This is a genomic window from Acetobacterium carbinolicum (genome assembly GCF_047456275.1).
Classification (GTDB): domain Bacteria; phylum Bacillota; class Clostridia; order Eubacteriales; family Eubacteriaceae; genus Acetobacterium; species Acetobacterium carbinolicum.
Window position 1 is genome coordinate 1,080,898 of record NZ_CP173357.1, and the last position, 23,880, is coordinate 1,104,777.

At 42.2% G+C, this 23,880-nt stretch carries 21 protein-coding genes, 1 riboswitch and 1 other annotated feature; of the genes, 18 read left to right on the plus strand and 3 right to left on the minus strand.

Going from position 1 to position 23,880, the window contains the following annotated elements:
- Positions 1-16 precede the first annotated feature (16 nt).
- From uvrA to ACIZ62_RS05070, 4 genes are all read left to right on the plus strand, one after another.
- On the plus strand, positions 17-2,824 hold the full coding sequence (uvrA, locus tag ACIZ62_RS05055) for an excinuclease ABC subunit UvrA (protein WP_111887674.1): 2,808 nt from the start codon (positions 17-19) through the stop codon (positions 2,822-2,824).
- Positions 2,825-3,278: 454 nt separating this feature from the next.
- Complete coding sequence (locus ACIZ62_RS05060; protein WP_111887673.1) at positions 3,279-3,503, plus strand: FeoA family protein; 225 nt, start codon at positions 3,279-3,281, stop codon at positions 3,501-3,503.
- A gap of 86 nt (positions 3,504-3,589) precedes the next feature.
- Entirely contained in the window at positions 3,590-5,611 is a 2,022-nt protein-coding gene (feoB, locus tag ACIZ62_RS05065; protein ID WP_111887672.1) for a ferrous iron transport protein B, read from the plus strand.
- A 53-nt stretch (positions 5,612-5,664) separates the two neighbouring features.
- Positions 5,665-5,844, plus strand: coding sequence for a FeoB-associated Cys-rich membrane protein (locus ACIZ62_RS05070; protein WP_111887671.1), 180 nt, complete (start codon positions 5,665-5,667; stop codon positions 5,842-5,844).
- A gap of 73 nt (positions 5,845-5,917) precedes the next feature.
- On the opposite strand, the gene ACIZ62_RS05075 is transcribed toward ACIZ62_RS05070, so the two are convergent.
- Positions 5,918-6,118, minus strand: a complete 201-nt coding sequence (locus ACIZ62_RS05075; protein WP_014356887.1) for a cold-shock protein — start codon at positions 6,116-6,118, stop codon at positions 5,918-5,920.
- A gap of 306 nt (positions 6,119-6,424) precedes the next feature.
- Positions 6,425-6,673, minus strand: a complete 249-nt coding sequence (locus tag ACIZ62_RS05080; RefSeq protein ID WP_111887670.1) for a hypothetical protein — start codon at positions 6,671-6,673, stop codon at positions 6,425-6,427.
- A 118-nt stretch (positions 6,674-6,791) separates the two neighbouring features.
- On the opposite strand from ACIZ62_RS05080, the gene uvrC reads away from it, so the two are divergent.
- The 6 genes from uvrC (at position 6,792) to ACIZ62_RS05110 (ending at position 13,209) form a co-directional block, all read left to right on the plus strand.
- Positions 6,792-8,630: an excinuclease ABC subunit UvrC gene (gene uvrC / locus ACIZ62_RS05085; RefSeq protein ID WP_414151348.1), complete on the plus strand. Its 1,839-nt coding sequence runs from the start codon at positions 6,792-6,794 to the stop codon at positions 8,628-8,630.
- An 87-nt stretch (positions 8,631-8,717) separates the two neighbouring features.
- Positions 8,718-9,671: an HPr(Ser) kinase/phosphatase gene (gene hprK, locus ACIZ62_RS05090; protein ID WP_242988629.1), complete on the plus strand. Its 954-nt coding sequence runs from the start codon at positions 8,718-8,720 to the stop codon at positions 9,669-9,671.
- Positions 9,672-9,729: 58 nt separating this feature from the next.
- A complete protein-coding gene (locus ACIZ62_RS05095; RefSeq protein ID WP_414151349.1) occupies positions 9,730-10,497 on the plus strand; it encodes a phosphatase in 768 nt (255 codons plus the stop codon).
- 48 nt (positions 10,498-10,545) lie between these two features.
- Positions 10,546-11,421, plus strand: coding sequence for a DegV family protein (locus ACIZ62_RS05100; protein ID WP_322519341.1), 876 nt, complete (start codon positions 10,546-10,548; stop codon positions 11,419-11,421).
- A 60-nt stretch (positions 11,422-11,481) separates the two neighbouring features.
- Positions 11,482-12,552, plus strand: coding sequence for a peptide chain release factor 1 (gene prfA, locus ACIZ62_RS05105; protein ID WP_111887665.1), 1,071 nt, complete (start codon positions 11,482-11,484; stop codon positions 12,550-12,552).
- 267 nt (positions 12,553-12,819) lie between these two features.
- The gene (locus ACIZ62_RS05110) at positions 12,820-13,209 is read left to right on the plus strand and encodes a 4Fe-4S binding protein (RefSeq protein WP_111887664.1); all 390 of its coding nucleotides are present in this window, start codon (positions 12,820-12,822) and stop codon (positions 13,207-13,209) included.
- 311 nt (positions 13,210-13,520) lie between these two features.
- On the opposite strand, the gene ACIZ62_RS05115 is transcribed toward ACIZ62_RS05110, so the two are convergent.
- Positions 13,521-14,915: a glycine--tRNA ligase gene (locus ACIZ62_RS05115; protein ID WP_111887663.1), complete on the minus strand. Its 1,395-nt coding sequence runs from the start codon at positions 14,913-14,915 to the stop codon at positions 13,521-13,523.
- 63 nt (positions 14,916-14,978) lie between these two features.
- Positions 14,979-15,194 (minus strand) — a binding site (T-box leader).
- Between the two features lie 441 nt (positions 15,195-15,635).
- On the opposite strand from ACIZ62_RS05115, the gene ACIZ62_RS05120 reads away from it, so the two are divergent.
- The 8 genes from ACIZ62_RS05120 to ACIZ62_RS05155 all read left to right on the plus strand — a co-directional run bounded on the left by ACIZ62_RS05120 (position 15,636) and on the right by ACIZ62_RS05155 (position 23,877).
- Complete coding sequence (locus ACIZ62_RS05120) at positions 15,636-17,372, plus strand: Na/Pi cotransporter family protein (protein WP_414151350.1); 1,737 nt, start codon at positions 15,636-15,638, stop codon at positions 17,370-17,372.
- Positions 17,373-17,511: 139 nt separating this feature from the next.
- Positions 17,512-17,596, plus strand: a riboswitch (cyclic di-GMP riboswitch).
- Between the two features lie 304 nt (positions 17,597-17,900).
- On the plus strand, positions 17,901-19,379 hold the full coding sequence (locus ACIZ62_RS05125) for a flagellar hook-length control protein FliK (protein WP_414151351.1): 1,479 nt from the start codon (positions 17,901-17,903) through the stop codon (positions 19,377-19,379).
- A 24-nt stretch (positions 19,380-19,403) separates the two neighbouring features.
- On the plus strand, positions 19,404-19,826 hold the full coding sequence (locus tag ACIZ62_RS05130; protein ID WP_111887660.1) for a flagellar hook assembly protein FlgD: 423 nt from the start codon (positions 19,404-19,406) through the stop codon (positions 19,824-19,826).
- A 47-nt stretch (positions 19,827-19,873) separates the two neighbouring features.
- Positions 19,874-20,281 carry a TIGR02530 family flagellar biosynthesis protein gene (locus ACIZ62_RS05135; protein ID WP_322519345.1) on the plus strand — a complete coding sequence of 136 codons (408 nt, stop codon included), beginning with the start codon at positions 19,874-19,876 and terminating at the stop codon, positions 20,279-20,281.
- A 72-nt stretch (positions 20,282-20,353) separates the two neighbouring features.
- Positions 20,354-21,844: a flagellar hook-basal body complex protein gene (locus tag ACIZ62_RS05140; protein WP_414151352.1), complete on the plus strand. Its 1,491-nt coding sequence runs from the start codon at positions 20,354-20,356 to the stop codon at positions 21,842-21,844.
- A 180-nt stretch (positions 21,845-22,024) separates the two neighbouring features.
- The gene (locus ACIZ62_RS05145; protein ID WP_414151353.1) at positions 22,025-22,219 is read left to right on the plus strand and encodes a flagellar FlbD family protein; all 195 of its coding nucleotides are present in this window, start codon (positions 22,025-22,027) and stop codon (positions 22,217-22,219) included.
- A 30-nt stretch (positions 22,220-22,249) separates the two neighbouring features.
- Complete coding sequence (locus tag ACIZ62_RS05150) at positions 22,250-23,113, plus strand: motility protein A (protein ID WP_414151354.1); 864 nt, start codon at positions 22,250-22,252, stop codon at positions 23,111-23,113.
- 17 nt (positions 23,114-23,130) lie between these two features.
- Complete coding sequence (locus tag ACIZ62_RS05155) at positions 23,131-23,877, plus strand: flagellar motor protein MotB (RefSeq protein ID WP_414151355.1); 747 nt, start codon at positions 23,131-23,133, stop codon at positions 23,875-23,877.
- Positions 23,878-23,880 lie beyond the last annotated feature (3 nt).

The following is a 23,880-nucleotide window of genomic DNA, read 5'->3' on the forward strand; positions in this document are numbered from 1 at the left end:
AAAAATAAGGAGAAACATGAAGTACATCGAAATAAAAGGTGCTAAGGAGCACAATTTAAAAAACATAAACCTAAAAATCCCCCGGGATCAGCTCGTCGTCTTTACTGGGCTCAGCGGATCGGGGAAGTCGTCGCTGGCCTTTGATACGATTTACGCCGAAGGACAGCGCCGTTACATGGAGTCCCTCTCCTCCTATGCCCGGCAGTTTTTGGGCCAGTCTCAAAAACCCAATGTGGAGAGCATTGACGGTTTGTCTCCGGCGATATCGATTGACCAGAAAACGACCAATCGTAATCCCCGCTCCACCGTTGGCACAGTTACCGAGATTTATGATTATCTGCGGTTGCTCTACGCCCGGATTGGGATTCCCCATTGCCCCAAATGCGGAAAAGTGGTGGAATCCCAGTCCGTCGATCAGATTGTTGATCGGATCATGACCCTTCCGGAAAAAACAAAATTCCAGATCCTGGCACCAGTTGTTAGGCGGGAAAAGGGGCAGCACAAAAAAACCATTGATCACATCAAAAAAGAAGGGTTCGTTCGGATCATTGTCGATGGCGAGCCGATGGAAGTCACCGACGAAATCAATCTGGATAAAAATAAGAAGCATACCATCGAAGTGGTGGTGGATCGTCTGGTCGCCAAGGATAACCTCGGAAAACGGCTCTCCGATTCATTAGAAATTGCCCTGAAACTTTCCGGTGGACTGGTCATTTGTGATGTGATCGGCGGTGAACAGGAGCTTTTCAGTGAAAAACTGGCCTGTGCCGATTGTGGCATTGCCATGGATGCCTTGGAACCGCGCACCTTTTCCTTTAATAATCCTTTTGGAATGTGTCCGGATTGCCATGGCTTGGGCTTTCATCAGGAAGTCGATCCGGATTTACTGATCCCCGATAAAAGCTTGTCTATTTCGAGTGGGGCGATCAAATTTTTTGGATTAAAAAGTGATTCCAAATACTATTATAATTTAATCAAGGCACTGGCCGAAAAGCATCAGTTTTCGATTGAGACACCGCTGGAAGAGGCCAGTGAGGCATTTTTGCATGCCCTCTTATACGGCAGTGATGAGGTGTTAGAAATTGCCTATGAAGGCAAGTTTTCGGGAACCTATAGCTCAACCTTTGAGGGGCTCATTAAAAATATGGAACGGCGCTATCTGGAAACCACCTCCGAACGGATGCGGTCGCTAATTGAGCGCTATATGTCAGAAACACCTTGTCCTACCTGTCACGGGAAGCGGCTAAACCCTGGCAGTCTGGCTGTTACCATTCATGACCGCAACATTATTGAAATCACAGATATGTCGATTGGTCTGTTGATTGATTTTTTCAAAAATCTGAAAATGAGCGAGCGGGAAATGCTAATTGGTGAGTCGATTTTTAGAGAAATAAATGCCCGGCTGAATTTTCTAAAAAATGTCGGGCTGGAATATTTAACCCTATCCCGGAACGCCGGCACCTTGTCTGGCGGTGAGTCCCAACGGATCCGCTTGGCCACCCAGATTGGCTCGGGTCTGGTGGGGGTTCTCTATGTCCTGGACGAACCCAGTATCGGACTGCATCAACGGGATAATCAAAGACTCTTAGAAACATTGCGGCGGTTAACCGATTTGGGAAATTCGCTGATTGTGGTCGAACATGACGAAGAAACCATGGAAGCCGCTGATTATATTGTCGATATTGGCCCCGGTCCCGGGGTTCACGGCGGCGAAATCGTTGCTCAGGGCAGTTTGGAAGAAATCATGGCGGTTCCCGAGTCTGTTACCGGTCAGTATTTCAGTGGTCGGCGGTTTATCCCAATCCCGGAAAAGCGACGGGAAGGCACTGGCGACACGATTAAAATTATTGGTGCCCGGGAAAATAATTTAAAAAATCTGGATGTTGATTTCCCACTGGGAAAATTTATCTGTGTGACCGGCGTTTCCGGATCGGGGAAAAGTACCCTGATCAATGAAATTTTATACAAGGGGATTTCTCAAAAGCTCTACCGCAGTTTGAGAAAACCGGGGAAATATACTCATATCCAGGGTGTCGAATTCATTGACAAGGTCATTGATATCGATCAGTCTCCAATTGGCCGAACCCCTCGCTCCAATCCGGCCACCTACACCGGCGTGTTTGATCTGGTTCGAGATCTTTTTGCCAAAACCCCGGAAGCCAAAGCCAGAGGTTATCAGAAGGGGCGGTTTAGTTTTAATGTCAAGGGTGGTCGCTGCGAAAAATGCAGCGGCGACGGGATCATCAAAATTGAAATGCACTTTCTGCCAGATGTCTATGTTCCCTGTGAGGTCTGTGGAGGCAAGCGCTATAATCGGGAAACACTGGAAGTCAAATACAAGGGCAAAAATATTGCCGATGTACTGGAGATGACCGTGGAAGAAGCCCTGGAATTTTTTAACAATATTCCCAAAATCAAAGATAAGCTCCAAACCTTATACGACGTGGGTCTCAGTTATGTGCGCCTGGGCCAGCCCTCAACTCAGCTATCGGGGGGAGAAGCCCAACGGGTTAAACTGGCGACGGAATTAAGCAAACGCAATACCGGGAAAACCCTCTATGTACTGGACGAGCCGACCACCGGTTTGCATATTGCCGATGTCCATCAACTGATTACCGTGATCCAGCGATTGGCTGACAGTGGCAGCACGGTAGTTGTCATTGAGCACCAGTTGGATATGATCAAGGTGGCCGACCACATTATCGATCTGGGTCCGGAAGGCGGCGACGGCGGCGGCACCATCATCGCCATTGGAACCCCGGAAGAAATCGCCCAGGTCCCTGAATCTTACACCGGCCAGTATCTCAAGAAAATCTTAAAGTGATAAAATAAAAGATACCTAGTACCGACCATTGTTACATCATGTTGTACGCATCAAGGCAGACCTGGCGATAGCCTGTCCGAGCTTGTGGCGAACAACCGATTAACAATTAGTCGGTACAGTATTTTCTGCCGATATTAAGTAGGGGCGATCCGTGATCGCCTGCACACTGCACAATTACAGTCAATTTGCAAAATTCTTTAAGCCAAAACGTATATGTCAAGAAAGCAGATTTCAGCTTTCTTTTTTGATGTGTTTAAATAAAACTTAAAGCCATAAAAAGTTTTAGTCTCTAATTGACAATGAGTTTCAATTAGAGTATAATAAAACTAACAAAAAAGAAAGTCATCATTAACAATTGGTTGGCACGGGAGTTTTTCAACAACCGCAGTCATCATTAGCTAATTTTGGCAGATTCCATTTATGAATTTAAACCATATGAATAGAAGGTGTGCTTATGTTTACTTTAAAAGATTTAAGACCAGGCCAAAAAGCCTGCGTTGGCTCGATCGCCGTTGAAGGATTAATGCGACGTAAACTTATGGATATGGGTGTAACACCAGGTGTAGAGATAGAAGTTAACAAAACGGCGCCATTTGGGGATCCCATCGAAGTTCGTTTAAGGGGATATTCCCTCAGCCTCCGAAAAAAAGATGCTGAAAATATTTTAATGGTTCAGTAATAAACCAGAAACCACCTGTATAGGTGGTTTCGTTGTTTATAATATTCATCAGGACAGTCTGACATCTATGGAAATGAGGAGTAAAAATGAAATATAAGATCGCATTGGTGGGCAACCCTAACTCAGGGAAGACCACACTTTTTAATTGTCTCACGGGCAGTAATCTCTATGTTGGAAATTGGCCCGGTGTAACGGTTGAAAAAAAAGAAGGAGACTTAAGAGACACCGATAAGGAGATTACTTTAGTGGATTTGCCGGGTATTTATTCGCTGGCGCCTTATTCCATGGATGAGATTGTGTCCCGTAATTTTTTGTTGGAAGAACGGCCGGATCTGATCATCAATATAATTGACGCCTCCAATATCGAGCGAAATCTTTATTTAAGCACCCAACTGATGGAGCTGAATTGTCCCATGGTCGGCGCTTTAAACATGATGGATGTGGTTAAAAAGACCGGGGTGGAAATTGACGTCGGAGAGATGGAAAAGATCTTTGGCTATCCTTTTATTGAAATATCGGCCCAAAAAGAAACGGGCATTGACGAATTGATCAAACTGGTTGAAAAAACGGTTGGTATTAAAAAATTAAAAGACTTTCCCGAGATTTTTCCCGCGGAGATAAGGGACTTATTCAATGAATTTGATAGTTTGATTGGAAGTAAGTATCCGGACGTTTTGTCAGATTATCCCCACCTTTTTCGGGCGATCAAACTCATTGAAAAAGATGAAGAAGTGTTGCTAAAGATTCATGAAAAAATCGATTTGTTAAAAGATATTGATGACATCAGAAAAAAAATAGAGACCGTGTCTCATCATGATGTAGATAGTGCGATTGCTGATTATCGATATCGCTTTATTACCGAAGGGATCACCAGGGCCACTAAAAAGACGAAAGATAATGCCATTCAATTTCAGGATAAACTGGATAAAGTCTTGATGAATCGGTATGCAGCGCTACCGATATTCTTTTTCTTTATGTTTGTTATCTATTATGTCTCAATCACTCTGGTAGGGGAGATTACCATCGGTGGCATTGAGTGGTTTATCAATGATGTGTTGATGGTTGCGGTTGAAAGAGGTTTGGGGAGTCTTGGTGCTGCGGGCTGGATCATCGCCCTTATTAATGATGGCATTATTACCGGAGTTGGTGCGGTACTGACCTTTATTCCCCAACTGGTGGTGCTCTTTGTTTTTATTTCGATTCTGGAAGACAGTGGCTATATGGCAAGGGTTGCCTTTATTATGGACCGGATTTTCAGACATTTTGGGTTATCGGGAAAATCATTTATTCCCATGGTAGTGGGGTTGGGATGTTCAGTTCCCGGAATTATGGCGACCCGGACCCTGGAAAATGAACGGGAACGCAAGCTAACGGCGGTATTGACGCCATTCATTTCCTGCGGTGCCAAAATGCCAATTTATGTCTTGATGGCTTCGGTGTTTTTCGCGCAGTATCAGACAGTGCTGGTTTTTTCACTCTATCTGGTCAGCTTAACCGTGGTTTTCACCTCAGGATTTGTGCTTTCAAAAACCTGGTTTAAGGGTGCTGATTCCGGTTACCTACTGGAAATTCCGCCATTACGATTGCCAAAGCTCAAAAATACAGCGACTCAGGTCTGGCAACGGACGAAAGAATTTATCGTTCGGGCCGGCACTATTATCTTTGCAGCATCGGTGGTACTGTGGTTTTTACAAAGCTTTGATCTAAGCTTTCAGATGACCCAAACGCCAGACGAAAGTATTTTAGCGATGTTTGGCAAAATTATCGCTCCAATTTTTGTGCCCTTAGGTTTTGGCAATTGGGTAGCTTCCGTGGCTTTACTGACGGGTGTTACAGCCAAAGAAATGATTATCAGCACCATGAGTGTTCTTTTATCGGGACAGGATGGCAGTTTCACCGTTGCCATCAGTCAGGTTTTTACCCCGGTATCTGCCTATAGTTTTGTCGTCTTTATTTTATTGGCATCACCTTGTATGGCAGCCATTGCCACGATGAAAAAGGAATTGGGAAACTGGCGGGATTTTATATTCGCCCTGGTTTATCAAATTGGTTTGGCTTATGGGGTTGCCTTTGTGATTTATCAAGTTGGCAGTCGGATTGTGGGTTGAAATTCAACCGATTATATTCAATGCATTATATATAGAAGAAAGAAGGAAAAAAGATGATTACCTGGATTCTGGCAGCATTAATTTTAGGTGCGGCAGGCTATGTTATATTTAAGAAAGTAAGAAAAATGAAATCAGGCGATTTTTCCTGTGAAGGCTGCAAAGGCGGCGACAACTGCCCGGGCTGCCATGTCAGCAATAAAGCGCCAGTGGAAGATCATAAAAAAAACAATTGATAGTAGATAATTGTCGGTACGGTAGCCAAAAAGCCCCACCAGCAAAGCTGGTGGGGCTTTAAAAAAGACTTAATTATGCAATAAAAACGTTTGTCGCCTGTAAGCCACGGTCCGTTTTTTCGGTATCAAAAGTTACGCGTTGTCCTTCAACAAGGTTTTTACGACCATCAGCAATAATTGCTGAGAAGTGTACAAATACATCTTCGCCGCCATCGACTGAAATAAAACCAAATCCTTTTTCCTCGTTAAACCATTTTACTGTACCATTATTCATTTTAGGTACCTCCTAGATATTATTATAAATCGTGATGCAAAAACAAAAAACACATATTTTTGCAAATCATCTAAACGTAAAAATGACTTGCAAAAATATGTGAAATCAATAAATACACTTTAATTCCATTTCATTATACACCCAGCAAGGGTAGATGTCAAATTATTTAAAAAACACTTTAAATAGTTTAAAGAAAAGATCGGCATTATTACAACCGCTTAGGGATAACAGGCTAAACACAAAGCCAAAATAGATCCATCTCAGGGATCGGGGTTGAGATGGATCAAAAAAAGCTGAACTCAAGGTTTATGTGGTACAATAATTGTTGAAATCAATGGACTCATATTTTCGTTTTAATAGCTCTTTAGCTTCCTTTAGGACTTCCTTCTCCGAAAGCGGAAGTCTTATCTCACGTATTTCGATGATTTTAAAGGGGTTGTCTTTAATTGATTTTGTCAGAGTAAATCCACCATAAATTTTCGGAACAATCTTCACTTCAAAATTGCCGAAAGAAATCAGGGTGTTATGACCATCTGTAGTTATTTTTTCAAACATGGTAACACTTCCTTTCTGTATAATAATCTGATGTTTAAAAAAGTATTATTATTATACCAAAATTAGGTGGCGAATAAACAAAAAATTCCAAAAAAATATTTATTTAAGGTTGACCAGTATGTATGATAAAGAAAAATTAAAAGATCTGCCCCAAAACCCCGGGGTCTATATCATGAGAAACAAAAATAGCGAGATTATTTATGTGGGTAAAGCCATTAATCTGCGCAATCGGGTACGGCAGTATTTTCATAGTGCCAGTCAGTTAACCGCTAAAACGGTGGTTTTGGTATCTCATATCGAAACAATTGAGACGATTGTAACCGATTCGGAAATGGAAGCGCTGATTTTAGAATGTAATCTGATTAAGACGCATCATCCGCGCTATAATATTTTACTAAAAGATGATAAAAGCTATCCCTGGATACGGCTGACCGTTCAGGAAGAATATCCGCGGCTACTGATGACCCGGGAATATAAAAAAGACGGCGCCAAGTACTTTGGTCCGTTTACCAGCTCCTATGCAGTAAAAAATACCATTGAAGCTATTTTAAAGATTTACCCGCTAAAAACCTGCAACCGTCAGGTTGCTTATGGAAAAAAGACCGGTCGGCCTTGTCTTAACTATCATATTGGTCAGTGTCAGGCACCCTGCCAGGGAAATGTGTCCAAAGAAAAGTATGCCAAAGATATTGCGTCAGTTTTGGATATTTTAAACGGCCGCCATCCCGATCTACTTAAAAATATCAATGATAAAATGACTGTTGCCGCCATGAATCAGAATTATGAAGAAGCGGCTAAATACCGCGATCAGATTTCCGGCATTGCGCATATCGTTGAAAAGCAGAAAATCAGCTCCAGTGCTAAACAGGATCAGGACTTTATCGGTTTTGCCAAAAGTGATGGATTGGGATGTGTCCAGGTTTTTCATGTACGAGAAGGCAAGCTGATGGGGCGGGATCATTTCTTTCTTGAAGAAGTTGAGGGTGTGAGTTCAAGAGAAGTGCAAGAAAGTTTTGTTAAACAGTATTATGCCAGCTGCGGGTTTATTCCCCGGGAGATTATTTTAAAAGAGCCATTGGAAGATAAAAAAGTTATTGAAGAATGGCTGGGGGATCTGGCTGGTAAAAAAATTGAGGTTCACGTACCAAAGCGGGGACAAAAAATAAAAATGCTGGAAATGGTGACCGATAACGCTGACCTGGCACTTAAACAGAAATTACTGGAAAAGCGAGAAAAAGAGATCCGCTCCAAAAGCCGTTTGGATGGATTACAGGATTTATTGGGATTGGCGCAGCGTCCCGTTCGGATTGAGGCTTATGATATCTCTAATATCAGTGGTACCAATAACGTTGGCGGAATGGTGGTTTTTGACGAGGGTAAACTAAATCGGAAAGCCTGTCGTCGCTTTAAAATTAAATCGGTGGAAGGTCAGAACGATTATGCCAGCATGCAAGAAATGATCTTCAGACGGATGGAACGGGCCATGAAAGCCCCGGAAGGCAATAATTTCTTGCCATTACCGGAAGTGATGATGATCGATGGCGGTGTCGGTCACGTGAATGCGGCACAGAGTATTGTTTCTTTGTATCCAACCGTTGCGATCGAGGTGTGTGGATTGGTTAAAGACGATCACCATCGGCTGCGGGGGATTTTTCATCAAGGTACCGAATATCCGATCAAAAAAGCGACCCCACTCGGGGTTTTTCTATCCGAAATTTCGGAAGAGGTCCATCGCTATACCCTGGGCTATCATCAGATTTTAAGAAAAAAAGAAATGCTGGTCTCCCAGCTTGAGGAAATCCCCGGCGTCGGAAAAAAACGTCGCGAAGCCTTAATGGCTCACTTTGGCCAAGTGGATAAAATCAAAAAAGCTACCATCGAAGAACTACAGTCAGTCCCCGGGATGCAGATTAAAACGGCCCAGGCCGTATTTGAACATTTTCGCAACAAGTCGTGAAAAAAACTTTTAACAACGGAAACTTTGAGGTAGAATAACTTGAGTAAACTAATTAGTAGTAAATCAATGAAAAGAGATAACAAAAGAATGAATGGGAAAGTAAATTTAGACGATTTTTGTAAAGATATCAAACTTGAAAAAATTTATTATCAGTCAGCGGATTTGAACCTGGTCAACAGTGGGATCAATCGTCCGGGATTACAACTTCATGGGTACTATGAGCATTTTGATTCGAATCGGGTGCAGGTAATTGGTAAGGTGGAAGTTTCCTATCTGCTGGATCTGGATCCTGAGGTTCGCGAGAAAAAGATCGACGATTTTTTTTCCTATGAATTTCCCTGCTTTATTGTATGTTGGGATTTGGAGGAGACTCATCTGTTTGAAGATGCGGCCAGAAAATACGGACGGACCCTGTTAAAAAGTAAGGAAAATACGACCACATTGTTTTATGATCTGGTTAACTATATTGATCAGCTGTCGGCACCACGGATCAGTTTGCACGGGGTATTAGTTGAGGTTTTTGGAGTCGGTGTGTTGATTACCGGGCCCAGTGGCATTGGCAAAAGTGAAACGGCATTAGAAATTGTCAAGCGTGGTCATTGTCTCATCGCGGATGATGTGGTTGAGGTGAAACGGATCCGAGACGGTCATTTAATGGGAACAGCCCCGGTACTGCTTGAACATTTTATGGAAATTCGGGGAATTGGTATCATTGACGTTAAAACCCTTTATGGTGCCAGAGCCGTTAAAAGAGATGTTGAAATTGACATGGTCATCCGTCTGGAAAATTGGGATGAACGATCACCCTATGATCGCCTGGGTCTGGATGAACAAACGCTGGATATCTTGGGGGTCGAAATTCCGGAAGTGATGATCCCCGTTTCAGGCGGCAGAAATTTGGCCTGCATCATCGAAACGGCGGCGATCAACAATCGTACCAAACAGTATGGTTATCACTCAGCTCAGGTCTTTTGCGACCGTGTCGCTCACCAGAATGATCTCGACACACAAAAACGGGAGCTACAGAAAAAACAGGATTAATCAAATCGGCTAGATGTTTGAGCGTTGACGAACCGTCAATTGAGAAGGAGAAAATAACATGAGAAATTACGTTTTAGATGCCCACACCCATACCATTGCCTGCGGACATGCCTACAATACTATCCTGGAGTTAGTTGATGCCGCCGCAAAAAAGAATTTGGAGATGATCTGCATCACCGAACATGGTCCGGCTTTACCTGGAGCACCAACGCCTTTGTTCTTTGCTAATTATCGGGTGATTCCCGGAAAAATAAACAATGTCAGAGTCCTCAAAGGAATCGAGAGTAATATCATGGACGCCGACGGAAATACTGATATCCCGATGGATTTTATTAAATCTCTGGAAATCATTTCGGCATCGCTCCACACTCCGACCTTTAAACCGCAGACAAAATCTGTCAATACCAGCGCCGTCCTGGGGGCTATTGCCAATCCCGATATTGACTTTATCTGTCATTTGGGGAATCCCACCTATGAGCTGGATTATGAAGCCATCCTTCAGGATGCCAAAAAAAACAACACCCTGATTGAAATAAATAACGGTTCTTTTTTTATCAGAAGAGGTTCAAAACCCAACTGCGAATGGATTGCCAATCGCTGTAAAGAACTGGAAATACCGATTATCATTGGCAGTGATACCCACTTTGCGACCGATATTGGTGATTTCCCCTACGTTGATCAGGTTTTGGATGCGATTGATTTCCCCGACGAATTGATTATCAACCTGGATTACAATCGGTTAATTAATTATCTCGAAAGCAAGGGAAGGGTGTTGTTTGCTGATCCTCGCGATTATGCCCAAGAATTGTTTTTGAAAAATGACTAAACTGTGATAAAATGAGTTTCTTAAAATCAAGTAGGAAAGGACAGAAAAATGACGATAAAGATCATAACCGATTCTGCCTGTGATATAGAAAAAACGGATCAGCAAGAATTTAATATTGAAATCATGCCAGTTTATGTAGTCGAAAATGAAAAAACCTATCGTGACGGTATTGATATATCATCTGAAGAAGTTTGTGAGAATATGCGACAGGGTACACGTTATAAAACGTCTCAGATTCCTTACGGGGATTTTTATAAACGGTTTGAAGACTTAATCTTAGAAAATAAACCTTTTATTTATCTGGCTTTTTCCAGTGGACTGTCGGGAACCTATCAGGCTGCCGCGCTGGCGAAACGGGATTTAAGAGAAAAATATCCCGATGCGGTCTTTGAAGTCGTTGATACCAAAGCTGTCTGCTATGGACTGGGGCACATTGTCTATGGTGCCGCCAGAGTCGCTGCAGCAGGCTGTGACATGGAGACGCTGATCAAACAAATCAGCTACTATATTGATCATATCAAACATGTTTTCACGGTGACTGACCTTCAATACCTGTATCGGGGTGGCCGATTAAATAAGGGGACCGCCATCATCGGAAATATGCTGCATATCAATCCGTTGCTTGACGTAAACAAAAGTGGTGAACTTCAACAGATTGATAAGGTCAGAGGCGAAAAAAAACTGGTTAAGAAAATGGTGGATTACCTGGAAACAAACGGTGATCAGCTTGAGAAGCAAGTGATTGGTATTAGCCATGCTGATAATCCGGAGCTGGTGGAGCTATTTGTAAAAATGGCGGGTAAGCGATTAAATATCAAGCGGTTTAAAATCGTGCCATTAGGGCCAACTGTTTTAACCCACTCCGGACCCGGAACGCTGGCTGTTTTTTTCTTTGACGAATGGAAAGAAGCGTATCAGTTTTAATCATCGCAAGGCAGATATAAACAAATTCGAATTACTAATTTCAAAAAATTAAGGAGTATTATGTTAGATAAGTTAGATTTTTTAGCCCAAAAATATGCTGATTTAAACGAAAAGATCAGCGACCCCGAGATCATTGGGGATCAAAATCAGTGGCGAAAGCTGATGAAAGAACAGTCCCACATTGAACCGATCATTCAAAAATACAATCAGTTCTCAGAGACCTTATCAGCCATTGATGATACCAAAGAAATGCTGGCCGATAAAGAATTGGAAAAAGATTTTAAAGAAATGGCTGAGGCGGAACTGGAGGAATTAACAAAAAAGAAGATCGAACAGGAAGAAGAATTAAGAATTTTACTGTTGCCCAAAGATGTTAATGATGACAAAAATGTTATTGTCGAAATTCGGGCTGGTGCCGGCGGCAGTGAGGCGGCCTTATTCGCTGGCGATCTCTTTCGAATGTTGACCCGTTATGCCGAACGTCAGGGTTGGAAAAGTGAAATTATGAGTTCCAGTATACCCGATATCGGGGGGATTAAGGAAATCATTTTTTCGATTGAAGGCAACGGGGTTTACAGTCGTCTGAAATATGAAAGCGGCGTTCATCGGGTGCAGCGAATCCCCAGTACTGAATCAGGCGGACGGATCCATACCTCAACCGCCACGGTAGCGGTCTTGCCGGAAGCCGAGGATGTTGAAATTGAAATTGGTGCGAATGACCTGAGGGTTGACGTGTACCGATCATCCGGTAATGGTGGCCAAAGTGTTAACACCACCGATTCCGCGGTTCGAATTACCCATATCCCCACCGGGATGGTAGTGACCTGTCAGGATGAGAAGTCGCAGCTTAAAAATAAAGACAAGGCGTTAAAAATATTAAAGGCCAGGCTTTACGAAATCGAACAGCAAAAACAGCAAAGTGAAATTGCCGAAAACCGCAAAAGTCAGGTTGGCACCGGGGACCGCAGTGAGCGCATCCGGACCTACAATTTCCCTCAGGGGCGAATTTCTGATCACCGCATCAACATGACTGTTTATCAACTGGAAGCTTTCCTGGATGGTGACATCGATGAAATGATCAATGCCCTGGTCACCAGTGACCAGGCCGAAAAACTTAAACAACATTCTTAAACGCGAAAGAGCTTTCCAATTCTGGAGAGCTTTTTTAATGTCAGGAAATAATGGATAAAAATTTAACCGTATTTAGAAAGAATGCCAGCAGAGTACTAAGAAATAGTATCAGGGTTGGCTTTATTGTGGGGGCTGGATGAGAAGTAGCTGTAAAAATTCCGTATTATGTTGACAATTATCGGCTTTAAAAGTAGAATAAAAATCAGTTGTTAAAATTTAAACAAAAATTTGATCATCTGATCAAATTGTCCTTAAGGAGGAGTAACAATGAAAAAAGTAATCGTAGCAGATCAGGCCGCATGTGTTAACTGTTTGACATGTGAACTAGCATGTTCAACCGCATTTTACAAGGAACCTGTTTCAGAATTGTCATGTGTTAAAATTACCACAAAAGATGATGGCAGTTTAAAAACATTGGTATGTGTACAATGTGGTAAATGTGCAAAAGTATGTGAAGCCGGTGCAATCACAAAAAATGCCAAAGGCGTCTTTATGATTAGTAAAAAACTATGTGTAAACTGCGGTAAATGTGTCGAAGCATGTCCATTCGGAGTGCTGGTTAAATCAGAAGACCGGGATGTTCCATCAAAATGTATTTCATGTGGAATCTGTGTTGAAGCATGTCCACAGAACGTATTGGCGATCAAAGAAGCCTAAGTCGTCTTTAAAAAATTTATCACTTAAAAACCGCCCCTGTTCGAACGGGTTTCGAACGGGGGCGGTTTTTTTGTTATGATAATGAATTTTGGATAGGCGTACTGGAAACTCCGTACCGATCAATTATTAATCTGTTGTTTGCTGCGGAATCGGACACTGATAAGAAATTAAAAATTTCTTATCAGTCGTGGGCAGTCGCCAACTACAAGCCTGCTTGTGATTGGCTCGTTGCCTCCACGCAGGCTATCGCCATGTCCGCTTCGATGCAAACAACATGATGTAATAATTGTCGGTACTACTTAATTAGCAAATTAGAAATCAATCCGCTTAGCAATATAATCAACCACCTCAGCAATAGGAACCCGAACCTGATCCATGGTATCGCGGTCTCTTAGGGTGACACATTCGTCTTCCAGGGTGTCAAAATCCACAGTGACGCAGAACGGTGTGCCGATTTCGTCCTGGCGGCGGTAACGCTTGCCAATGCTACCCGCTTCATCATATTCAATCATAAAGTGTTTAGACAGCAGGGTGAAAAGTTCTCCAGCCTTGTCGCTTAACTTTTTAGACAGTGGTAAAACTGCGGCCTTGTATGCTGAAAGGAAGGGATGAATCCGCATCACATTTCGTTCTTCAACTTTGTCACCATTGGTAATGGTTTCTTTTTCCATGGCATTGCAAAGGAAGGCCAGAAAAACCCGGTCGGCACCCAGGGAGGGCTCGATGCAATACGGGATATATTTCTCGTTGGTAACCGGGTCGGTATATTTCATGTCTTTCCCGGAGTGATTCTGGTGCTGGGTTAAGTCGAAATCGGTACGGTCAGCAATCCCCCAAAGCTCGCCCCAGCCAAAAGGAAAGCGGAATTCCACATCGGTGGTGGCATTACTGTAATGGGATAGTTCTTCCTGATCATGATCCCGGAAACGGATATTTTCGTCCTTCATACCCAGGTCGAACAGCCATTTTTTACAGAAAGCTTTCCAGTAGTCAAACCATTCCAAATCCGTGCCAGGGGCACAGAAAAATTCCAGTTCCATTTGTTCAAATTCCCGGATTCGGAAAATGAAGTTCCCCGGCGTAATCTCATTACGGAAGGATTTACCGACCTGGGCAATCCCAAATGGTATTTTTTTACGGGTGGTGCGCTGAACATTTTTAAAATTGACAAAAATACCCTGGGCAGTTTCTGGCCGCAGGAAGATTTCGCTGGCGGTATCTTCATTGACACCCTGAAAGGTCTTAAACATCAGATTGAACTGGCGGATATCGGTAAAATCCATTTTTCCACATTCGGGACAGGCAATCTGATGTTCCTCAATAAAAGCCTTCATCTCGTCATTGGACCAGGCATCGACAATCACATCTTCGCCTTTTTCAAAGTAGTAATCGGCAATCAGCTTATCGGCACGGAAGCGCGACTGACAGGCTTTGCAATCCATCAACGGATCGTTAAAGCCACCCACGTGTCCGGAGGCGACCCAGGTTTTAGGGTTCATCAGGATAGCGGCATCCAGACCCACATTAAAAGGTGATTCCTGAACGAATTTTTTCCACCAGGCCTTTTTAACATTATTTTTCATTTCAACGCCGAGTGGGCCGTAATCCCAACTGTTGGCAAGACCATCATAAATTTCTGAACCGGGGAAGACAATTCCCCTCATTTTTGCGAGACTGACAATTTCAGCCATTGTAAATTCTGACATTTTTTCCTCCTGCTTAATTAAATTTTTAGTATCTAAACTAAAAAAACCGCCCCTTGCATTAAAACAAGGGACGGTATAACCGCGGTTCCACCCAAGTTGCTTGCCACTGCTGGCAAACCACCTTACTCTTATAACGATTTTCACGTCAACCACTTAATCGAAAGCAGTGGTTGCAGCTCAAAAAGTGCCACTCATAGGGTTTGATTACAGATCTTACACCATCATCTGCTCGCTTTTAAACCATTGGCCCTCTGATTATTCTTTTCTCAATGCCTTTGCTATTAAGTTAAGTACTTCTTAATAAATCCTAAACTAAGATGAAGAATATCAAAAAGATGAGCTGCTGTCAAGTTTAATTTTTAGCGGTCAAGTTTTAATTTCGATTCGGACAACATTGAAATGGGTTACAATGATAAACCAGGGTAACGATAATGTGCGTTTTGCCTCGATTTAAATAAATAATTCATAAAAAAAATGAAAAAAAGATTCTCATTATGTAAACTTAGTGTTAAAATGTCGTTAACAAATGATTAAGGAAAAAGAAAAGCAAGAAAAGATAGTTATCCTGGTGAATCAAGAAAACAAAAAGATTAGGCCCACTATGGTCTAATCTTTAATTATGAAAGGCGACAATTTGGTAATCCCAAATTTTTGAGGGTCGTCTGGTTTCTTCCCTGGCTGGAATGCTATCTTAATTTTTGATGTTTTTTGGAGGAAAAAATGACGTTAGAAATGCTGATTGGTCTCTTTGGAGGCTTGGGGTTATTCGTTTTTGGAATGCACATGATGAGCGACGGATTAAAAACGGTTGCTGGCACAAAAATGAAAAAACTTCTGGAAGTATTAACCAACAATAAGATTAAAGCCATCCTGGTTGGGACGGTTGTAACGATGATTGTCCAAAGTTCCAGTACCACCACGGTGATGGTGGTCGGCTTTGTTAACGCCGCCCTGATGACCTTGACCCAGGCAGCAGGAGTTATTTTAGGAGCCAATATTGGAACCACCGTCACGGCCCAGTTGATCGCGTTTAATGTCACCGAGTTGGCGCCGGTTTTTATTGGTATTGGTGCAATGATGGCTCTGTTTAGTACCAAGAAAAAGAATAAAGATCTGGGGAGTATTATTCTTGGCTTTGGGATTCTTTTCTATGGGATTGCGGCCATGTCAACGGCCATGAAACCGCTTAGAGAAAGTGAAGAATTTATTTACCTGCTCTCAACCTATGGAACAAATCCACTGCTTGGTGTGCTGATTGGAACCTTGATTACCGCCGTGGTTCAAAGCAGTAGTGCTTCTATCGGTTTGCTCCAGGCGCTGGCCCTTTCTGGGGTTTTTGTCAGTATCGGGGGAACTGGAGCAATCCAGATTTGTTTACCGATTCTTATTGGTACTAATATTGGTACCTGCGTCACGGCACTGCTTTCCTGTATCGGAACCTCCACAGCAGCAAAAAAAGCAGCCTTTATCCATCTTTTTGTCAATATTTTCGGTGCTGTCTGGGTGATGATCTTATTAACCATCATCAATAATTTAGTGGCTGTCAATCCGGTTTATGAATTCATCGTTACTATTTCAGGCTCGTTGATTAACGGTGGCGGTGATATGGTGCCCAATGTGGCCCGTCAAATCGCGATGGCGCACACCCTTTTTAATGTCGCAAATACGATTGTATTGCTCCCGATCATCGGCTACTTTGTTAGCTTTCTGGACCGTGTCTACCCGGAGAAAGAGGAAGACAAGGGGTTGCAGTTGGATGACCGGTTGTTTAATAATCCTTCCATTGCTCTGGGTCAGGTGGTCAGAGAAACGAATCGACTGGCAAAAATGAGTTTTAAAAATTTCAGAGTCGCCTGCGAATCGATCATGGATGGCAATGAAAAACTGGTTGAAAAAGTTGTTAAGCGGGAAGAACGCATTGATGAATTTCAACAGGGAATTGTCGAATATTCCGTTAAATTGTCCAATGAAAACATGTCAGAAGAAGAGAATGAGCGCCTGGCCTTCATCCTTAAAGGAAGCCATGATTTAGAAAGAATTGGTGATCACGCCATGAACATTGGTGAATTGGCAGAAATGCGGGCCACCAATAAGATCGTCTTTAGTGATATTGCCAATCAAGAAGTGTTAAATTTAATCAGTTTAACTACCAATACGCTTCGGGATATGGTAGAATTAATGGAAACAGAAGAGACAGACCTGTGTTATAAGATTCTTGATGAAGAAGAAGAAATAGATGAAATGACTGAAAAATTAAAAGATGATCATATTCGCCGTCTTAATGAAGGAATCTGTAATCCTTATGCCGGCGTCATATTTCTGGACTTGTTAACAAACATCGAACGGGTTGGCGATCATGCCTCAAATATAGCCCATGGGATACTGGGATTGAAGCTTCATCAGGGGCTCATTTCCCAGCGTGAGTTTGACAGCGAAACAAAGGTTGAACACGCTTAGAATTAAAACGGATAAAGGGTGGACTTGACAGCTGTAAAGAGAGCTAAACCGCGGTTATAAGTTTTATTTCACGCGTTATAATTTAAGGAAAGGAAAATTTTTATTGACAGCTAGTCGTAGATGGAGTAATGTTATAACAACATAATATTGGCATACTTACTGAAAAGTAAGGGCGCAAAACTATAGGGTCTAAATACAGTGTTATATGACAGCCAGTTGCAAAAAAGTAATCACAAAATGTGATGACATTTAAAAGCAACGGCAGAGTCGTTGCTTTTTTGTTTGAATGGTTTAGGCATATCGTTTAGTGAGTACTTTATTTTGAGATCAGTAGTTGAGATTACCCGGAAATTAAAAACACTTAAATGAGTTGCGTCGCATTAAAGTAGTGATATATAATAAAAAATAAATACGGTTATATCAGTCCGTTGGATTGTGATATAATGCTCGAACACTTTATTGTGCTCGAGTTAGCTCCAAGACAATTATGTTTTGGAGAAGAATTAATTTAACGAAGGGAGGTAGACAATGAATTTAGAGTTTCAATCGTCAACAAAGCCGACACTCAATGGGGTTCGGGGGATTAGTATAAATGCTGAGAACGCGTCAACCCAACACACAAAAGGCCAGGAAAGAAGTGCCCAGTTTAGAGATCTGCTTAATCAGTCAAAACAGGAAATCAAGCAGGCGGATCGTCAATTGGAGAAAACACGGGAAAATCGCAAAGCATCAGAGTCAACGGCACAAAGTAATCAACGGGAAAAAGAACAGTCGTTGTCAGATGGCGTTTCAGATGATCGTGAAGTTCGATCTGACGAGAGTCCATCTGGAAAAGTAGAGGAACTCAAGGATGAGGGAAGTCAGGTAAACGATTTGATACCAACACTTGATCCGTCTTTACTGATTGGTATACAAAATGTTCAAGGTGACAAAAAGACAGCCGTAACGGGTCTTGGCCTGAACTTAGGGCAAGAAGAAACGACGCCAGCAGATCTTATCAGTCAAGAACAAGTGATTCCGATAATCGACAGCAGTAAGAAAGCGCAAGATGTATCTGTTTTAAAAGGTGTTGCTGAGTTAGAGCAAATGGGAAATATTAAGGTTTTGTCACAAAACTCCGACAAAGTAGAAAATCAGGAAACCGAAGACCTTTTAGAGGTGTTAAGCGGGACCAAACCGGAGGAGGAAGTAACAAAAGAAGTGAGTAGTAAAGTTGATTTTTCAAAACAACCCGTAGGTAAAACAAACCTAAACGATGACACAAAACAGCAGACTGCTCAAGGTATTGAACCAATGGAAGAGAATCAAATTGCGACAGAAAAAGCAGCTACCGTTGTCAACGGAAAGGCCGATTCTGATTTAGCAAAAGAGACGGGTTTGGGACAAACAAAAACAGTGGATGTTCAGAAAAGCGCAATCAACCAGACCGAAAACCAGAATCCCGGTGAACGCGGCGTTCAGGATCTTAGTTCAATGGGCGTCAGCTCAAATAAAGGACCTGAAGTTGGGCATAGTGCCAAGGTAGAGGTCGCGCAACAGGTCGAGCAGAAGATTATCCAGAATTTCGAACCAGCTAAACCAATGACATTACAGATGACACTGTCTCCGGATAACTTGGGTGATATTGATATTAAGCTGAGTTATAATCAGGGGAAACTCATTATTGACATTATGGCAGCAAGCAGCGAAACCCAAAAACTATTGGGAAATCAAATCAATCAATTGGTGCGTGGCTTAGCTCTGCAAAATGTCCAGGTGGAAACGGTCCACTTGAATACACCAGTGGAAGCGACTGAAAATGGTGAAAGCATGGGTTCTCTTTTAAATGATGGCTCACAGTTTTCACAGCAGCAAAACAATGCACCCTTAAAAGAACAATTTTTAAGCAAAGGAACCATTCAAAATAATCCTTTTAGTAATGGTGCTCAAGACAGCAATGATGAACTGATTAGTCTAGCCCAGAATCTTCAGTACAATGGACAGCGAAGGATTAATTACTTAGTATAAAATGAGTATAAGGAAGGAAAAATCATGGCAATCGATGGAATTAACAATTATTTAAGTACGTCAGCAACAGCAGCAACAACGACAGCTGCGCAAACTAAAAAAGCGGGCACATCTCTGGATATGGATGACTTTTTAAAACTGATGGTCGCTCAGCTTCAGAATCAGGATATGAACAACACCGCCGATACATCCCAATATACCGCCCAGATGGCACAGTTTTCGATGGTTCAGGCATTAACGGAGCTTAATGAGATGACCAAAACGACGTATTCGATGAGTTTGATTGGCAAAGATGTTACGCTGGCGGAAAATGCTGCGGACGGTTCACTTCATGTTGTTGCAGGGACGGTACAAGGTGTTAATTTATATGATGGTGAAGCACAAGTTATTGTCAATGGTGTTTCATATCCAGTCAGCAGCATCATGGAAGTTGCTCAGGCAAAATGAAGATTTAACAGCTTGATTTAACGGCCTGTTAATAAAGAGGTGATAAAATGGCAGACACAATCACTGGCAATTATTATCGCTTAAATGACGCAATAATTCGCCAGGCAGAAAAAATAAAAGATACCAGTCAGCAACAAGTGGTTAATGATTCGCAAAAAAGCGAAACCAGTTTCAAGGATCTGCTCGATTTGCAGATTAAGAACACCGTCACATTTACCAAACATGCCAGTATCAGAAAAGAACAGCGCAACATTGCAGTGACACAAACTGATCTGGAAAAATTGGGCGATGCATGTGACAAAGCCCAGGAAAAAGGGATTGAGAATGCGCTAATTATGATGGATAACTCAGCATTTATTGTAAATGCAGCAGACAAGCGGGTGATCACCGTCATGGACAAAAATGAAATGAAAAATAAACTATTCAATGATATTGATGGTGCTGTATTTATATAGTTGGACCTCGATGAGGAAACTATGAAGCTTTGACCGACAGATAAGCTTCAAACGGCACAGAAAGGATTACAAATGATCAGATCTTTATACTCAGGAATTTCAGGGATGGCTGCCCATCAAACCAAGCTAAACGTTATTGGTAATAATATTGCCAATGTTAATACTTATGGTTTCAAAGCCAGCCGCGTCGTCTTTAGCGATGTATTATATCAAAATTTATCAACCGCTACTGGAGCAACTGCCACCACTGGAGGTACAAATGCCAGTCAGTTGGGTTACGGAGCGAAGGTTAGTAGTATTGACATGCTTAATAGCATTTCATCCGGAGCATCTACTGGCCGAGCATTGGATGTCTATATTGCCGGCGAAGGTTACTTGGTTGTGCAACCGACGGTTGGCGCCAACCGTTATACCCGGGTTGGTAATTTAAAATTTGATGCCGAAGGTAATCTGACCGATGGCTCTGGAAGCAAAGTTATGGGAATCGGCCTGGATGCTGATGGTAATCCTGTTTTAAACCCCAATGGTACATTAGGGATTGAAGAACTGCAGGCAATTAATGTTGACCCGGCAGAACTGGAAAAATATACTGGCATTACCATTGGTAAGTCCGGTGAGATCACAGGGATTAAAGCCGGCGATCCGGAATTCACAAAAGCAGCTGGAATTGGCTGGTTAAATGGGATAACGCTTCCGGTGGATTCTAATTATACTGGTAATGTACAATTAGCGGTTGGTGACATGCTGAAGGTTGAAGATGGCGCTACTGAGATGGACGCAATTTCAATTGTGCCAACTGCAGATGTTTTAGGAACGTTGACATTGACAAAAACTGGTAATGTGTACACACTAGATCCAGCGGCTTTAACACTTAAAGATGGTACTACTCCGATAACAGCAGATCTGACAGGAACGTTATCTTCAAGTGGAATTTTGACATTTGCAAATCTGCCGGGACTTAAAATTGATACAACGAAGTTAGTGTCGACAGATACAGATTTAGAAAGTGGCGTAGATATTGGTGATATCGGTCAAGATGGCTATACTTCAGTGGTTGCAGCCGTTAAAAATCAGGGTGGTGTAACCGAATACCTGAAAACATCGGATACTTATACGTTTGACCCCGCAGATACAAGTGTAGCTTTGACAAATCCATTAACAGGTGGAACACTTACATTGGCAGTTGATGGGGCACAATTTGATACTATTTTTAATACCGATGCGGTTTTAGCGAACACTACCATTGGTAAAGTGGAAACTGGTAGTGACAAACCCGTCACCTTAGGCTACCTGGCCCTTGCAAAATTTGCCAACACCGACGGATTGCTTCAAGATGGCAATGGTTACTTCATGGAATCGGCCAACTCCGGCGAACCGATTGCTGCAAAAGCCGGCACCAACGGCACTGGCGGGACTGAGTCAGCGAACTTGGAAATGTCAAATGTCGATTTGTCTCAGGAGTTTACCGACATGATTGTTGCCCAACGTGGTTTCCAGGCAAACTCCAGAATTATCACGGTTTCTGATTCTATTTTGGAAGAATTGATTAATTTAAAACGATAGTTTAAATACTGATTGTTCACCCGAAGGAGAAAACTCCTTCGGGTAGAACTTTTTATCCTGGTCAGTCACCAAATGGGTGGTCCACCCATTTGGTGACTGACTGCTGACTGACAGAATGAATTTAAAAAGTTCTGATCAGTTGAAAATCAATTAATAAAAACTATATTTTAAGGTGGAAATATGATAGAATTGACGAGATTGAACAAACAAAAGAATGAAAAATTTCTGCTGAATTGTGAGATCATTGAAATCATTGAAGAAAAACCGGATACAACCATTCGATTGATGAACGGTAAACACTACGTGGTTACAGAGAGTTCAGCGCAAGTCCTTTCAAAGATCATTGCCTACAAACGAAATATTTTTAGCCGTTAACCACTAAATTCTGACAGGAAGTATATATTTATGGAAATTACAACAATCATTGCCTACGTCTTAGTCGTCTTCACCATGTTTTTTGGGATGACATTTGGAGAAACCGGATTTAACGTTAGTGCGATCGGGAACTTTTTTCAGGTTCAGAGTATTTTTATTACCATTGGCGGAACATTCTTTGTTTTATTGGCCGCATTTCCCATCAAATCATTTACGCATATCCCAAAACATTTAAAGATGATTTTTTTTAAAAACAAGCAAGATCCAGCCGAATACGTCGAAATTTTGACAGAGCTTTCTAAAGAGGCCAGAAGAAAGGGACTGTTGGCACTCGAAGCCAAAGCCGCTGATATTCAGGATGAGTTTTTAAAGGAAAGTGTCTTGCGAATTGTTGATGCCATTGAGCCGGACAAGTTACGGTCCTGGTTCGACCAGAAATTGGATTATATTTCGGCGAGAAACGATGAAGAACGAAAGCTTTATGATATGGGTGCTGCCCTGGGACCAGCCTTTGGGATGATTGGTACGCTGATCGGTTTGATTAATATGTTAAAAAACATGAGTTTTGAGGGCGGTGCCAGTACCTTGGGCTCTGACATGTCGGTAGCACTGATTACCACCCTCTATGGCTCAATTCTTGCCAATACCTTGTTTATGCCGATATCGAATAAGCTTGAAATAGCTCAGGAACGTGACCTGCTTATTAAAGAGCTGGTAATTGAAGGGGTGGTCGCGATAAAAGAAGGCGAGAATCCTAAATATATCCAGGATAAACTGATGAACTTCCTAACTGAGGCCGAGATCAAAAAAGCAAATGGAGAAGAGCCAACAAAGGGCGGAAAAGCAAAAGGTGGAAAAGCAAAAGCTAAAAAAGGAAAAGATGTTGAAAGCTAAAAATAGGGGTATACAATATGGCAAAGCGTAGAAAAAATAAAAAACCGGTCAATAAAGACGCCTGGCTGAATACCTATGCAGATATGATCACCCTGATTTTAGTTTTTTTCATTCTGCTTTTTTCCATGTCAACAATCGATGTCGAAAAGTACAAAAAGCTGGTTGAAATTTTCAATCCGGCGGCCGTTTTTGAAACAACAGGAAGTGCCGCCGAGTCAGATGCGGCGACGTCACCCAATGAAGACATTACCGTGGAAGAGATTGTTGATCTGGAAGATCTGTACCAATATTTGAGTCAATATACCAAAGAAAATGGTTTGGAAGATGCTGTCAGCATCGAAAAGCATGACAAAGCGGTTGCAATCAAGTTCATGTCATCGATCTTCTTTGAGCCGGATAGTGCCCGGATAAAAGCGGGCGGCCAGCAAATTTTAGCAGATATCGGTCTGGCTTTTAGGGCCGTGGAACCGACTGTTAGGTCGATTCGGATTGATGGTCACACAGCCCAGGCCGATTCGCCGGTGGATGATCGCGATTTATCCAGTGATCGTGCCAATGAGGTTCTTCGTTTTTTTCAAAATGGTTATATCAGTGATCCCTCAAAATTGTTGTCAGTAGGATTTGGCCAGTATCGACCAGTTGCACCAAATGATACAGAAGAAAACAGAGCTAAGAATCGTCGGGTTGAAATTATTATTTCTGAAACCGATGATTTCTTCAGTGACATTGCGGAAGGAAGCGATACCGCAGTAGTTGTACAATAAAAG

Coding starts and splice junctions, on each gene's coding strand:
- uvrA (WP_111887674.1), top strand. CDS start 17: ATGAAGTACATCGAAATAAAAGGTGCTAAGGAGCACAATTTAAAAAAC.
- ACIZ62_RS05060 (WP_111887673.1), top strand. CDS start 3,279: ATGTTTACTTTAAAAGATTTAAGACCAGGCCAAAAAGCCTGCGTTGGC.
- feoB (WP_111887672.1), top strand. CDS start 3,590: ATGAAATATAAGATCGCATTGGTGGGCAACCCTAACTCAGGGAAGACC.
- ACIZ62_RS05070 (WP_111887671.1), top strand. CDS start 5,665: ATGATTACCTGGATTCTGGCAGCATTAATTTTAGGTGCGGCAGGCTAT.
- ACIZ62_RS05075 (WP_014356887.1), bottom strand. CDS start 6,118: ATGAATAATGGTACAGTAAAATGGTTTAACGAGGAAAAAGGATTTGGT.
- ACIZ62_RS05080 (WP_111887670.1), bottom strand. CDS start 6,673: ATGTTTGAAAAAATAACTACAGATGGTCATAACACCCTGATTTCTTTC.
- uvrC (WP_414151348.1), top strand. CDS start 6,792: ATGTATGATAAAGAAAAATTAAAAGATCTGCCCCAAAACCCCGGGGTC.
- hprK (WP_242988629.1), top strand. CDS start 8,718: ATGAATGGGAAAGTAAATTTAGACGATTTTTGTAAAGATATCAAACTT.
- ACIZ62_RS05095 (WP_414151349.1), top strand. CDS start 9,730: ATGAGAAATTACGTTTTAGATGCCCACACCCATACCATTGCCTGCGGA.
- ACIZ62_RS05100 (WP_322519341.1), top strand. CDS start 10,546: ATGACGATAAAGATCATAACCGATTCTGCCTGTGATATAGAAAAAACG.
- prfA (WP_111887665.1), top strand. CDS start 11,482: ATGTTAGATAAGTTAGATTTTTTAGCCCAAAAATATGCTGATTTAAAC.
- ACIZ62_RS05110 (WP_111887664.1), top strand. CDS start 12,820: ATGAAAAAAGTAATCGTAGCAGATCAGGCCGCATGTGTTAACTGTTTG.
- ACIZ62_RS05115 (WP_111887663.1), bottom strand. CDS start 14,915: ATGTCAGAATTTACAATGGCTGAAATTGTCAGTCTCGCAAAAATGAGG.
- ACIZ62_RS05120 (WP_414151350.1), top strand. CDS start 15,636: ATGACGTTAGAAATGCTGATTGGTCTCTTTGGAGGCTTGGGGTTATTC.
- ACIZ62_RS05125 (WP_414151351.1), top strand. CDS start 17,901: ATGAATTTAGAGTTTCAATCGTCAACAAAGCCGACACTCAATGGGGTT.
- ACIZ62_RS05130 (WP_111887660.1), top strand. CDS start 19,404: ATGGCAATCGATGGAATTAACAATTATTTAAGTACGTCAGCAACAGCA.
- ACIZ62_RS05135 (WP_322519345.1), top strand. CDS start 19,874: ATGGCAGACACAATCACTGGCAATTATTATCGCTTAAATGACGCAATA.
- ACIZ62_RS05140 (WP_414151352.1), top strand. CDS start 20,354: ATGATCAGATCTTTATACTCAGGAATTTCAGGGATGGCTGCCCATCAA.
- ACIZ62_RS05145 (WP_414151353.1), top strand. CDS start 22,025: ATGATAGAATTGACGAGATTGAACAAACAAAAGAATGAAAAATTTCTG.
- ACIZ62_RS05150 (WP_414151354.1), top strand. CDS start 22,250: ATGGAAATTACAACAATCATTGCCTACGTCTTAGTCGTCTTCACCATG.
- ACIZ62_RS05155 (WP_414151355.1), top strand. CDS start 23,131: ATGGCAAAGCGTAGAAAAAATAAAAAACCGGTCAATAAAGACGCCTGG.